The following is a 12,865-nucleotide window of genomic DNA, read 5'->3' as shown; positions in this document are numbered from 1 at the left end:
TCCACTATATCTTTTTTATGAAAAATAAAAAAGGATGTCGTTTCAATCAGGGCTAAACTTGTTTGCAAACTTTTTGAAATAACTTTTTAGGAAATAATTACTAAAAAAAACTATTCTAAATTCGGGTTTTGATAATGTCAGAACCCGAATTCTTTTTTATATTTACTCATCATCTAAAATTAACTTTTAAAATTATACAATGAGCATATTTACCAAAATAATTAATGGAGAAATACCAAGTTATAAAGTTGCAGAAGATGATAATTTTTTTGCTTTTTTAGATATTAATCCGAATGCAAAAGGGCATACTTTAGTGGTGCCAAAAAAAGAAGAAAACAAGATTTTCGACTTATCTAAAGAAGAATATTTAGCGCTAATGGATTTCTCTTACAGAGTTGCAAAAGCATTAGAAAAATCAATTCCTTGTAAAAGAATTGGTATGAGTGTAATTGGTTTAGAAGTGCCTCATGTTCATGTACATTTAATACCAACAAACGCAATGGCTGATATGCAATTTACCAAAAAAGAAAAACTTACAAACGAAGAGTTTGTTGCGTTAGCAGAAAGTATTTCTAGCAATTTTTCTTAATTATAATTTATTCAATAAAATCTGAAAAGTAGTTCCTTTATCAATTTCAGATTTTTTAACAAATATTTTTCCATTGTGGTAATCTTCTACAATTCGTTTAGACAGCGATAAACCTAAACCCCAACCCCTTTTTTTGGTGGTAAAACCAGGTTTAAATATTTGTTTAAATAACTTTTTAGGCATTCCTTTACCAGTATCAGAAACCGTAATTTTTACTTTCTTTTGGCTGTTTTCTATTTTTAAGTTTAGATTACCTTTACCTAACATGGCATCAATAGCATTTTTAATAAGGTTTTCGATTACCCATCCAAATAATTCTGTATTTATTTCTGAGATAATAACATCATTAGAAGTAGTAAAAGAAAACGAAATTTGTTTAGAACTTCTAGATTCTAAATAATCAAAAGCTTGTTTTGTAACATCAACAATATTTTCTTTTTTTAATTCAGGCACAGAACCAATTTTAGAAAAACGATTGGCAATGGTATTTAAACGATGTACATCTTTTTCAATTTCGTTGATGTAAGTTTCATCAACATTTTCCATCTTTAAAATAGAAATCCAACCTAACAGAGATGATAATGGCGTACCAATTTGATGCGCAGTTTCTTTTGCCATTCCTGTCCATAATTTATTGGTTTCTGCAGCTTTATTAGAGCTGTAAAACAAATAAATAACCGCTAAAAACAGCACTAAAATTAAAATTAAAGCTAAAGGATAATAAGTGAGTTTGTTTAATAAATCTGAATCTCTGTAATAAATAAAATCAGTTTTGCCCAAATAATCTACCTGAATAGGCAGATTTTGACTTTTCATAATTTCGAGCTGCTCTTTTAAATATTCTGGATCGTTTTCTTTTTTAGGATCTAAGTTGTTAGAACCTTTGATCTCGCCATTGGCATCAACCAAAATAAAAGGTATATCTTTTGTTCTGCTGATGACACTTAAAGGTAATTCTGAAATATTTTTTTCTAAATCTTCTAAACTTTCTGTATTGAGTTCTTTAATGGCTTCTCCATGAATTTCCATTTTAGCTCTTTCAGATTGTTTAAATTTCTGAAAGAAAGTATAAGTATTCCAAAGAATTAGCGTAACAATTACAAAAGAAACAAGAATTGTAATGCGCTTAAAAAGTAGTGTATTTGAGAAAAATTTCATTAAAAACAAATATAAAGGTTTCTTGTATATAACTCATTTCAAGTTTTGATAGTATCTTTACTAATGAATTTTATTTGTCAGTTCCAGTGAATTTATGAAGAGATAACGTAATAAATTAGTATCGAGAACTTCTCGATAAAATTTTCTCTTGAAATCGAAAATCACTCGAAGTGTAACATCTATTTAAATTTTTGAATATGCTTTCAATCAATCCAAAAGAAATACCAACAGGTAAATTACATGGCTATTTATTAGGCGCAATTGCACCAAGACCCATTGCATTTGCAAGTACTATAGATGCTGATGGTAATCCTAATTTATCACCTTTTTCTTTTTTTAACGTCTTCGGATCAAATCCACCAATAGTAATATTTTCACCTGCAAGAAGGGTAAGAGACAATACCACAAAACATACTTTAAATAATGCTTTAGCAACAAAAGAAGTAGTGATTAATGTGGTGAATTATGATATTGTGCAGCAAATGTCTTTAAGCTCTACAGAATATCCAGAAGGTGTAAACGAGTTTGAAAAAGCAGGTTTTACAATGCTAAAATCAGATGAAATAAAACCTTTTAGAGTTGCAGAATCGCCTGTGCAATTTGAGTGCAAAGTAAATGATGTTATTTTTACGGGTGATGAAGGAGGAGCAGGAAATTTAATTGTTTGCGAGGTTGTAAAAATCCACATTAATAAAGATGTTTTAGATGATAATGGAGCAATAGATCAACATAAAATTGATTTAGTGGCTAGAGCAGGAGGTAGTTATTATACAAGAGCAAGAGATGGATTTTTCGAAATTCCGAAACCAATATCAACTTTAGGAATTGGTATTGATAATATTCCATCAGAAATTAGAAATAGTACTGTTTTAACTGGTAATAATTTGGGGATGTTAGGTAATATTGAACAATTGCCAACTACTGACACTGTTAATAACTTTGGGAAAGAACATCCAGAATTTATTGGGTTAGAAACTACAAAAAAACATACATTTGCCCAGGATTTTTTAAGTAAAAATGATGTAGAAAGTGCTTGGAAAGTACTTTTATTAAAATAAATATTATGGAAGTTATTGGTAAAATAAAATTAATTGGAGAAGTACAAACTTTTGGTGCTAACGGATTTAGAAAAAGAGATGTTGTTGTAACTACAGACGATCAATATCCACAAATGATTAGCGTAGAATTTCATCAAGACAAAACAGATTTGTTAAACAACTATAAAGTTGGTCAAGATGTTAAGATATCAATTAATTTAAGAGGTAGAGAGTGGATTAATCCACAAGGAGAAGCAAAATACTTTAACTCAATTGTTGGTTGGAGAATAGAAAACTTAGGTCAGGCTGCTGCACCTAGTAATTTGCCTCCTGTAGATCAGTTTGAGCCAGCATCTAAAGTTTCTGATGATGAGCCAGATGATTTACCATTCTAGATTATGAGATATTTAATGGTTTAGTTTTTTTGATTTTTATAGAATCAAGAGACAAGATACAAGATAAAAAAAGAGAGAATTCATTAAATGAATTCTCTCTTTTTTTTGATTAATATATTTTAGTTTTGGTTCTTGTCTCTAAAAATCTAACTGACTAAGAGTCTAAAAAAAATCTACGATTTTTTAGGCATTGGCCCACGCAAATGAATAATTAATCCGTTTAAAAAATTACGTAAAAATTGATCTCCACATTCTACATACTTAGGATGATCTTCTTTTCTGAAAATTGCACCTAATTCGCCTTTTGTAACTTTAAAATCTACCAAAGCACAAATCTCTATAATATCTGTATCACGCAGTTTGTGTGCTACTCTTAGTTTTTTAAAAATATCGTTATTTGTTAATCCCATATTGCAAAGATAATTGTTTTAATGTACTACTTTAAAAATTGCCCAAGCATAAATTGCAAATCTTGCAAAACGAAATAATCCGAAGAAAAAAACATTTTTAAAAGGATATTTAATCATACCAGCAGTCATACAAGCAATAGAAAAAGGAAGTGGTAATAATGCACCAACTAAAACTAAAATTCCTCCCCATTTACGTGTATTTGCCAAGTTTTTGGCCATTTTAATTTCTAAATAATTTTTTACAGAGGCTATTTTTAAAGCCATTCTACCTATAAAATAAGAAATTAAACCACCAGAATAAGACAATGTTGCTAATAGTGCTAAATTTAAAATAGGTTCGTCAGTTTTTTTGGTCCAAGCAATAAAAATTTCTGGCGGAATTAAACCTAAAATAGTTTCTGAAAGAAAAAATACCAATAAAATAGAAAGCCTAGAAAACGTTTCTGTAAAATGATGCAATCCATCATTAATATTGTATACGTATTTGTTAAATAAGTAAATAGCAACAATAATACCTAAAATTGGTAGAATTGCACTTTTAAGATTTTTACCTACAAACGAATAAAAACCAGTAATTTTATAGTACTTATGTACTAACTTAAATTTTTTACCTTGAGATTTTTTTGGCTTTTTTCTTTTTAGCATTTTGTTGTTTTATAGATAAAAACGATTTGCAAAAATACTGACAAAATTTTAATAATTTTGAGTAAACTTTTAAATAATTCATTTTACGATTTTAATAATTTAGCAAAAAAATATAAAGTTTGATTTGGCTCACCGAAAAAATAGAATTCCCAGATTATAGATATGCAACTCCAGATGGTATTTTAGCTTTGGGAGGCGATTTGTCTGAAGAACGTTTAATTTACGCTTACAAAAACGGAATTTTCCCTTGGTTTTCAGAAGGTGATCCTATTGTTTGGTATTGCCCATCAGAAAGAATGGTTTTAGTTCCTGAGGAGGTAAAAGTGTCAAAATCGATGCGAAAAATCATTAAAAATAATGAGTTTGTAATCACAGAAAACCAAGCATTTGAAGAAGTGATTTACAACTGTAAAAACATCAACAGAAAAGATGGTTTTGGCACTTGGATTACAGACGATATGGAGCAAGCTTACATTAACTTACACAAAAGAGGAGTGGCAAAATCTATTGAGGTTTGGAAAGATAAAGAATTAGTTGGTGGCTTATATGGGGTAGAAATTAACCAAATTTTTTGTGGAGAAAGCATGTTTAGTAAAGTGTCTAATGCTTCTAAATTGGCATTTATTTACCTAGCAAAAAACAAAAATTATACATTGATAGATTGCCAAATTTATAACGAACATTTAGCAAGTTTAGGTGCAAAAGAAATAGAAAGAGATTTGTTTTTAGAGATTTTAAAAAGTTAGATGAGTTATTTTTTTACATTTTTATAATTACAATTTTTAGTTGTAATTATAAAAATGTAAAACTTAATTTGCCTCTTTTTTTAGATTTAATAATTACATTTTTGGCTTAAAAACTCGAAACCAATCTACTTTCATAGTGTTTTTATCTGCATTTGCTAAATCTGCATCAGTTGGAGTTCTGTCTGCTTTTACGTGCCAATCTTGTGATTCTAAATTAATAATTATGTTTAAAGGTTTTGTAAAACCTTTACCACCTTGAAATTTAAAAGGATCTATAATACTAACAGAAGAAGCGTTGCTTGCTTTTTCTAATTCAGAAAAAGAATAAGTGTCTTTTGTACTGAAAAGTGTAATTTTTTGCTTGCCCCATTCTTTGTCTAATTTACCATCTGTCATAGTTGGGTAACCAAATTCCCATTTTCCATTTATTTTTGTGGCTACAGCTTTATCATATAAAACACGTACCAATTCACCATCTATATAATATTCAAAATGTACAGGACTTTTCCAATAAACACCAGTTCTTACGTATTTTCTATCGCCATTATTCCAACAATATTCTCCCCAACCAGAAACGCCTTTTCTGTTATACCAAGCACCTTTATCTCTTGGTTGATAATCTGTAAACGGCTTTCTAATAAAAGAATGATGACTAACGTGAATGGATTTTGCAAAATGAGAATTGCCTGGTTCTTTACCACCATAACATTCCATAATATCTATTTCTTGAGTAGCATCTGGGCTTAATAGCCAAACATCAGAAGCCAAAACAATATTGGCAACACTTGCTTTAGACTCTATAAAAATAGGATATAAAACTTGTTTGTTAGATGTAATACAGCCTGCACTTATTCCGCCTTTAGGCTTATTCATTTTATTTCTTCGAAATGCTTTTGGGGCTTCTTCATCATCACCTTTCCAGCGAGAAGATTTAATTAATAAATCATTTCCATCAACTTCTACGTGATTGTATTTCCAATAAGTTGTACCTGGTCCATCCCATTTACTTTGATAAAAATTGTACCATTTACCATTTCCAAAATCTGTCTTTTTGTTTGATGGAGCAAAAGTATAGTTAAAATCGTCTGATAAATCTTCTTGAAATTCCCATTTTGTACCATCATTTAAATGATTAGGTAATGCCAAAGTTTTAATGTTTTCTTTTTCTTGTAAAATGTTATCGTTATCATTTTTACTGATAAAACTGAAAGACAAAAGACCAACACAAAATAGAATTACTGTTATTTTTTTAAGCATCATAAAATTATTTGTTATTACACAAAAATATTTTTATCGTAAGTAATTAAGGGCAATAGAAATTCTAAAAACTACAACAGTTTGTTGTTGTTAGTTTTTGTTAAGTAGATTTTTTACAATTTTAAGATCTTTTTAGTGATGATGTTACCATTATTAAATTCATTTCTTAAGAAATAAACACCTTTTAAGAATTTAGAAACATCAATAGTTTGAGTTTTAGTCTCATCAAAATTTCCGTTTTTGTAAGATGATCTGTACTTAATTACTTTTATAAAAACATCTTGCGTTAAATCTTCGCTAACCATTTTATTACAAACCATCTTATTAAAATAATTATACATTCGTACATGATATCTATCAAAAAGAATCGATAATAATTCTATTTTGCCAGTTGCAATTGCTAACATAATTTCTTCGTCAGTTAATTGTTTCAAGGTTGGTTTTGGGTTGGTTTCTATAATTAAAACCATCAATTTACAAAAAGGTTACATTTTTAATAATTTTTTTCTAAAAAGAACAAATGGTATGGATGCAGATTTGGCAATAATCCATAAAAAAACCCAAGCTATTGCTTGGGTTTTGTATCGTTTTCTAAAAGAAAAGAATTTATTTTTGCTTTGCTAATAAATCTCTAATTTCAGCTAATAAATCTTCTTGACTTGGTCCTGCAGGAGCTGGTTCTGGAGCTGGTTCTTCTTTCTTTTTAGTTGCGTTTATTCCTTTTATCATCATAAACATAACAAAAGCTACAATAATAAAATCGATAACGTTGGTAATAAACTCACCATATAAAATGGCTACTTCTCCAGTAACTTTACCAGTTGCATCTACAACACCTTCTTTAGCAATATATTTTAAATCTTTAAAATCTGCTTTAAATATTAAGCCAATTAACGGAGAAACAATACCTCCTGTAAATGAAGTAACTACTTGCTTAAAAGCAGCACCCATAACAAAACCAACTGCAATATCTACAAGGTTACCCTTCATTGCAAATTCTTTAAATTCTTTAAGCATTCCCATTTGTGTATAATTTTAATTTAGACAAAAGTAGAAAAATTAAAATTTCAATAATTTTTTTATTCGATAAAAGGTGTAAGTTGGGCTTTTAAGCCGCAAATTTTTAAGTTTTATTGAATGTTATTTTATATTAAATGTACTGTTATAACAATTGTTATTTTAAAACCTTTTTAACACGTTGAGAGATGGCAGTTAAAGTTTCGTAAACAATCGTTTCAGAAATAGTTGCAATATGATTTAACATTTTTTGATGATTAAAAATGATAACTTCATCACCTTCTTTACAATCAATTTTTGTAACATCAACCATAATCATATCCATACAAACATTACCAATAATTTTTGCTTTTTGATTATTTATAAGCACAAAACCTTTTTTATTTCCTAATTTTCTAGATAATCCATCTGCATGTCCAATTGGGATTGTTGCAGATTTTGTTGGGCTTTTAGCTACAAAAGCTCTGTTATATCCAACAGTTTCACCTGGCTGAATTAAATGAATCTGAGAAATAATAGATTTTAAATTATGTGTATTTTTTAATTGCGCAGTTTCTTTATCATCGTTACCAAAACCATACAAACCAATACCAACTCTAACCATATCAAATTGTGCTTTTGCATAATTTACAACTCCAGAGGTATTTAAAACATGTAACAGCGGTTTGTACCCTAAATGTTTGTAAAATTGTTGAGCTATGTATGCAAAATTATTCAATTGATTTATAGAGAATTCTTTTTCTTCTAAATCTTCACTAGCAGCTAAATGAGAGAATATAGATTGTACTTTTACATGATTAAAGCCATTTAAATCGGTTAAGATTTTAGGGATATCTGTATGCCAAAAACCTAATCTGTTTAAGCCTGTATTAAATTTTAAATGAATTGGATAATTCATTAAAGGCATTTGGTCTGCTAATTTTAAAAAAGCATTAAAGATTTTAAAATTGTAAAGATTTGGTTCTAATCTATAATCTACAATCGTTTTTAAATTGGGTATCTGTGGATGCAAAACTAAAATAGGTGTTTTAATTTTTGCTTCGCGCAAAGCAACACCTTCTTGTGTGTATGCAACAGCAAAATAATCTACTTTGTCTTCTAAAAATTTGGCAACTTGCACACCATCAGAACCATAACCAAAAGCTTTAACAACGGCTAAAATTTTGGTTTCAGGTTTTAATTTTTCTTTAAAATAATTTAAGTTATGTGCTAAAGCATTACTATCAATTTCTAAAACTGTAACGTGATTATTCATATTTTATATGCCGAATTAGAAACAGCATTTGTTAATTTAATTCTGTGTCTGTAGCACTAATTCCAGAATCTTTAAGATTTTCAATATCATTTAAAAGTTCAACATCAGATTCTTCATTTGTGTTTGTAGAAGATTCTTCACGCTTCTTTTTAATGGCTTTATAATAAGCAGCTCTGCTTAAAGGTTCGTATTCTTGGGTTTCTCCAAGCATTACTAACTTGTCATTTTGCGCTTTTCTAAAACTATAATGAGCTAAATTTCCTGTATGTGTGCAAACAGCATGTACTTTAGTTACATATTCTGCTGTTGCCATTAAAGCTGGCATTGGGCCAAAAGGGTTTCCTTTAAAATCCATATCTAAACCCGCAACAATTACACGAATTCCTCTATTTGCCAAATCATTACAAACCGCAACAATTTCATCATCAAAAAACTGAGCTTCATCAATACCAACAACATCAACATTGTTGGCTAAAAGTCTTATGTTAGATGAAACTGGTACTGGTGTAGAACGAATTCTAGAATCGTTATGAGACACCACTTCTTCATCATCGTATCTTGTATCTACAGCAGGTTTAAAAATCTCTACTTTTTGCTTAGCAAATTGCGCACGTTTTAAACGTCTTATTAGCTCTTCTGTCTTGCCAGAAAACATAGAACCACAAATTACTTCTATCCAGCCAAATTGTTCAGTATGATTTACTGTATTTTCAAGAAACATTTTGTAATTTTAAGCGTTATAATTTTATTTATTTTTAAGCAATTACAAATCTATAAATATTTAGTAGCAAAAAATAATTTATGCTGAAATGATTTCAGCAACTCAAAGAAAAGATATGCACAAAAAATTGGAAGCAGATTTAATTAGTTTAGCACACAGCATTTTAAAAATGAAAAACAAAGATGATGTTTTTGCATTAAAAGAAAAATCGAAAGAAGTTTATGAAAAGCTTTCGCTGTTGGCTTTTGTAGAAGAATATATTAATGAAACTCCAAATTTAGAAGATACAAAAGAAGAGTTGTTAGATAGGGTAGAACAAGCTTTAGAAGCTAAAGAAAGTGCAATTACTGTAGCACACAATAGCGATAAAGAACTTATTTTAGAAGAAAAAATAGTCTATAATTTGGTGGATGAGCCGACTGCTGATACTAATGATAATGAAATTAAGCAAGAGGTAATTGAAGAAGAAATAGAACCGATTCAACAAATAACACAACACCTACAAACCAATAAAGTAGAAGAAATTATAGAACAACCTTTTGATGAGTTAGAAGAAATACTTTTTCCAAAAGAAGAGAATACTGAAGAAATTAAAAAAGAAGTAACAAAAGCAATACAAGAAGTAGAAGAACCAAAAGAAGAAATTATAAATGATGTTGTAAAAGTAGAAGAACGCAAAACAATGTCTTTAGAAGAAGAATTGCAAGATGTTATTTCTGTAGATGTTATGGCAGATTTGTTCGAAAATGCGCAACCAATATCTTTAAATGATAAATTGGCTAAAAATATTCAGATTGGTTTAAATGATAGAATTGCATTTGTAAAAAACTTGTTTAATAATCAGCAAGAAGATTATAATAGAGTGGTTTCGCAATTAAATACTTTTCGATCAGAAAGTGAAGCTAAAAACTTTATCAATACAATGGTAAAACCAGATTATAACTGGGACAATCAAGAAGAATTAGAAATGCGATTTATGGAAATAATAGAACGTAAGTTTGCCTAAAAGTTCAAGTTTTTGCACTTAATTTGCAAAATAATGAAATAAAAACTTCATCAACTGAAACCGATTCTAATTCATATTCATTTTCATAAACGTAAAACAGGCGTTACTAGAAGCATAGAAAATGTGCTTCCTTTTTTTTCTGATGAATTTGAAACCTACGTCTATGGTTCTAACATTAATGGAAGGCATCTTAGCACAAAAAAACTAAAATCTATCTTATTTTCTAATGCTAAAACTGTAGTGCATTGTCATAGAAATAATGAAATAATGCGAATGCTTTTGTATCGTTTTTTAGGCGCAAAATTCACTTTAATTGCTACAAGACACGCAGAATCTAAACCATCTGGCTTAACCTTATTTTTATTAAAAAAAGCAGATAAAGTGATTACACTTATACAAAGTATGAGTAAAAGTTTAGGTATTAAAAACACCATAGTTGGTCATGGAGTTCGAGTTACTGATTTTAAACCTGATGCAAGTAAAAAGTTAGAGAATATTCCTCAAGAAAACATCATTTTAAACGCTGGTAGAGTAAGAAAAGCAAAAGGACAAATCATTTTATTAGAAGCTGCTAAGGTTTTAAAAAGTCATAAAAATTGGGCGTTAGTAATTGTTGGACAAGTAGATAAACCTGAATTTTTAAAAGAACTCAAAGATATTGCTCAGCAACATCAAATAGAAAATCAAGTTTATTTTGTTGATGAAACTAGAGAGATAATTTCATATTATCAAGCTGCAAAAATAGTTGTTGCTCCTAGTTTTTCTGAAGGATTTTCTTTAGTAACAGCAGAAGCCATGGCTTGCGAGTGTACTGTAATTGCCACAAAAAATGTAGGTGTGCATTCAGAATTAATCACGCATACAAAAAACGGTTATTTATTTGAAGCTGGTAATATTTCTGAATTAGAAAACCTTTTATCAAAATCTATTCAAGGCGAAATTCCGCATTTAGGAAAACAAGCAAGACAGGAAATTTTACAGAATTGGAGTGCTCAAAAAGAAGCAGAAGGTTTAATGCAGGTTTATCTTTCTTAATCAAAAAAAAGCATCAAAAAAAAATAAAATTGTAACAAAATACTTTGGTACTCGTCTGAAAAGAAAACCAAGTATTATGAAACAAATTACAACCATTCTATGTGCACTTTTTATGATAAGTGCTGTTGCTCAAGAAACTACATTTAAAAACTTTTACAAAAAACACAAAGAGCAGTCTGCTTTTTCTCTTAATTTATCAGCCTCTTTTGCAGGTTCTTTTTTAGATGAAGATGATAATGACGATTTACAAAAACTACTAAAAAAGACCAGCGATTTTAAATTAATGGTTTTTAATAACGAAGATGCAACTGTGTCTAAAGATTTTAAAAAGTATATTAAAAAGAACAAATTAAAAACCATGGCTCGTGTAAAAGGAGATGATGGAAAAGCCTCTTTTTATATTTTAGAAAAAAATGATATTGTAAAAGAAATCGTTTTACAAGCCAATAGCGATAATGATAAAGTTATTTTATTCGGACTAAAAACCAACTTAACTATGGAAGAATTGTCAGAAATGATGTCTAATTCTAATGTTATTATAGACTAAAAAGACTAAAAAGACCAAAAAGACCAAAAAGACTAAAAAGTCAGCTTGTCATTTCGAACGTAGAGAAACGAAGTTGAGAAATCTTACAAAGAATTCTTAAGTTTAGATTTCTTCACAAGATCGAAATGACAAGATCATTTAAGTATTATAGAGCTGCTTTCAATTGCTCAATTACTTTTTTACTATTTCCGATAAAAATTTTATCATCAACAATAAAAACAGGGCGTTTTAAAAACGTGTATTCATCTAACAAAAATTGTCTATAATCAGCCTCTGTTAAATCCTGATTTTTCAAATCCATAGCTTTGTACAACTTAGCACGCTTGTTAAATAAAGCCTCATAACTGCCAGAAAGTGCATACATTTCTTCTAATTGTGCAACAGAAATGTTATTTGTTTTTATTTCTTGTCTTTCAAAACCTTCTGTATTTACTTCTTTTAAAATTCTTCTGCAGGTATCACAAGTTTGTAAAAAATAGACTTTCTTCATTTTTATTAAATTATATTTACAACATCAAAATTATACATAAAAAATGAATATACAATTTGATGTTTTAAGAAAATCGAGAGAACTCGTTATTAAAGAATTAGAAGGATTATCTTTAGAGCAAATTCATACAATTCCACAAGGTTTTAAAAACAATATTGCTTGGAATGTAGCGCACTTAGTGGTAACACAACAATTATTGCACTATAAATTATCAGGTTTAAATCCTTTGTGCCCAGACAATTTAATAGAGAATTATAGAAAAGGAACAGCACCAACTACAAACTTTACCCCAGAAGAATTTGATGAGGTAAAAGAGTTGTTAGTTGGCTTACCAGATACTTTGCAAGAAGATTTTGAAGCTGGTATTTTTGAGAATTACACAGAATACCCAACAAGTACAGGTTATGTTTTAAAAAACATAGAAAATGCAATTGCTTTTAATAATTTTCACGAAGGAATTCATTACGGAATTATAAGATCTATTAAAAAGTTTTTATAGAAGCTATTTCCTGCTTTCACTACTCGCTTTTTTTTATGCTGAATTTATTTCAGCATCT

Annotated in this window: 17 protein-coding genes; 8 read left to right on the top strand and 9 right to left on the bottom strand. The window is 29.1% G+C overall.

What is annotated here, in order from left to right:
* The first annotated feature begins 199 nt into the window (after positions 1 to 199).
* Positions 200 to 589 (top strand): HIT family protein, encoded by a 390-nt coding sequence (locus tag ACWYN7_RS05060; protein WP_462858760.1) that lies wholly within the window; start codon positions 200 to 202, stop codon positions 587 to 589.
* Here the strand turns inward: ACWYN7_RS05060 and ACWYN7_RS05055 are convergent, their stop codons facing one another.
* A complete protein-coding gene (locus ACWYN7_RS05055) occupies positions 590 to 1,747 on the bottom strand; it encodes a sensor histidine kinase (protein ID WP_462858759.1) in 1,158 nt (385 codons plus the stop codon). It abuts the gene before it with no gap.
* Between the two features lie 197 nt (positions 1,748 to 1,944).
* Here ACWYN7_RS05055 and ACWYN7_RS05050 point away from each other — a divergent pair, with 197 nt between their 5' ends.
* On the top strand, positions 1,945 to 2,805 hold the full coding sequence (locus tag ACWYN7_RS05050) for a flavin reductase family protein (protein WP_462858758.1): 861 nt from the start codon (positions 1,945 to 1,947) through the stop codon (positions 2,803 to 2,805).
* Positions 2,806 to 2,810: 5 nt separating this feature from the next.
* Positions 2,811 to 3,179 carry a DUF3127 domain-containing protein gene (locus tag ACWYN7_RS05045; protein WP_462858757.1) on the top strand — a complete coding sequence of 123 codons (369 nt, stop codon included), beginning with the start codon at positions 2,811 to 2,813 and terminating at the stop codon, positions 3,177 to 3,179.
* A gap of 173 nt (positions 3,180 to 3,352) precedes the next feature.
* On the opposite strand, the gene ACWYN7_RS05040 is transcribed toward ACWYN7_RS05045, so the two are convergent.
* Together ACWYN7_RS05040 and ACWYN7_RS05035 are read right to left on the bottom strand one after the other, a co-directional pair.
* A complete protein-coding gene (locus tag ACWYN7_RS05040; protein ID WP_397444577.1) occupies positions 3,353 to 3,589 on the bottom strand; it encodes a DUF1456 family protein in 237 nt (78 codons plus the stop codon).
* A gap of 18 nt (positions 3,590 to 3,607) precedes the next feature.
* Positions 3,608 to 4,234, bottom strand: coding sequence for a YqaA family protein (locus ACWYN7_RS05035; RefSeq protein ID WP_462858756.1), 627 nt, complete (start codon positions 4,232 to 4,234; stop codon positions 3,608 to 3,610).
* 119 nt (positions 4,235 to 4,353) lie between these two features.
* Between ACWYN7_RS05035 and aat the strand changes: the two genes are divergently transcribed.
* Positions 4,354 to 4,980, top strand: a complete 627-nt coding sequence (gene aat / locus ACWYN7_RS05030; protein WP_462858755.1) for a leucyl/phenylalanyl-tRNA--protein transferase — start codon at positions 4,354 to 4,356, stop codon at positions 4,978 to 4,980.
* A gap of 93 nt (positions 4,981 to 5,073) precedes the next feature.
* On the opposite strand, the gene ACWYN7_RS05025 is transcribed toward aat, so the two are convergent.
* From ACWYN7_RS05025 to ACWYN7_RS05005, 5 genes are all read right to left on the bottom strand, one after another.
* Complete coding sequence (locus ACWYN7_RS05025; RefSeq protein ID WP_462858754.1) at positions 5,074 to 6,240, bottom strand: LamG domain-containing protein; 1,167 nt, start codon at positions 6,238 to 6,240, stop codon at positions 5,074 to 5,076.
* A gap of 110 nt (positions 6,241 to 6,350) precedes the next feature.
* The gene (locus ACWYN7_RS05020; RefSeq protein ID WP_462858753.1) at positions 6,351 to 6,707 is read right to left on the bottom strand and encodes an RNA polymerase sigma factor; all 357 of its coding nucleotides are present in this window, start codon (positions 6,705 to 6,707) and stop codon (positions 6,351 to 6,353) included.
* Between the two features lie 136 nt (positions 6,708 to 6,843).
* Entirely contained in the window at positions 6,844 to 7,254 is a 411-nt protein-coding gene (gene mscL, locus ACWYN7_RS05015) for a large-conductance mechanosensitive channel protein MscL (protein ID WP_462858926.1), read from the bottom strand.
* Between the two features lie 157 nt (positions 7,255 to 7,411).
* On the bottom strand, positions 7,412 to 8,509 hold the full coding sequence (alr, locus tag ACWYN7_RS05010; protein ID WP_462858752.1) for an alanine racemase: 1,098 nt from the start codon (positions 8,507 to 8,509) through the stop codon (positions 7,412 to 7,414).
* 31 nt (positions 8,510 to 8,540) lie between these two features.
* Positions 8,541 to 9,230, bottom strand: a complete 690-nt coding sequence (locus tag ACWYN7_RS05005; RefSeq protein ID WP_462858751.1) for a thymidine kinase — start codon at positions 9,228 to 9,230, stop codon at positions 8,541 to 8,543.
* Between the two features lie 88 nt (positions 9,231 to 9,318).
* On the opposite strand from ACWYN7_RS05005, the gene ACWYN7_RS05000 reads away from it, so the two are divergent.
* The 3 genes from ACWYN7_RS05000 (at position 9,319) to ACWYN7_RS04990 (ending at position 11,818) form a co-directional block, all read left to right on the top strand.
* The gene (locus tag ACWYN7_RS05000) at positions 9,319 to 10,236 is read left to right on the top strand and encodes a hypothetical protein (protein ID WP_462858750.1); all 918 of its coding nucleotides are present in this window, start codon (positions 9,319 to 9,321) and stop codon (positions 10,234 to 10,236) included.
* A gap of 123 nt (positions 10,237 to 10,359) precedes the next feature.
* Entirely contained in the window at positions 10,360 to 11,271 is a 912-nt protein-coding gene (locus tag ACWYN7_RS04995) for a glycosyltransferase family 4 protein (RefSeq protein WP_462858749.1), read from the top strand.
* 76 nt (positions 11,272 to 11,347) lie between these two features.
* Positions 11,348 to 11,818 (top strand): DUF4252 domain-containing protein, encoded by a 471-nt coding sequence (locus ACWYN7_RS04990; protein WP_462858748.1) that lies wholly within the window; start codon positions 11,348 to 11,350, stop codon positions 11,816 to 11,818.
* 145 nt (positions 11,819 to 11,963) lie between these two features.
* On the opposite strand, the gene ACWYN7_RS04985 is transcribed toward ACWYN7_RS04990, so the two are convergent.
* Positions 11,964 to 12,308, bottom strand: coding sequence for an arsenate reductase family protein (locus tag ACWYN7_RS04985; protein ID WP_462858747.1), 345 nt, complete (start codon positions 12,306 to 12,308; stop codon positions 11,964 to 11,966).
* A 43-nt stretch (positions 12,309 to 12,351) separates the two neighbouring features.
* On the opposite strand from ACWYN7_RS04985, the gene ACWYN7_RS04980 reads away from it, so the two are divergent.
* A complete protein-coding gene (locus ACWYN7_RS04980; RefSeq protein WP_462858746.1) occupies positions 12,352 to 12,807 on the top strand; it encodes a DinB family protein in 456 nt (151 codons plus the stop codon).
* Positions 12,808 to 12,865: the final 58 nt, after the last annotated feature.

It is taken from the genome of Polaribacter sp. M10 (genome assembly GCF_054968445.1).
Note: the sequence above shows the minus strand (reverse complement) of the source record. Positions and strands in the feature narration are given on the sequence as shown.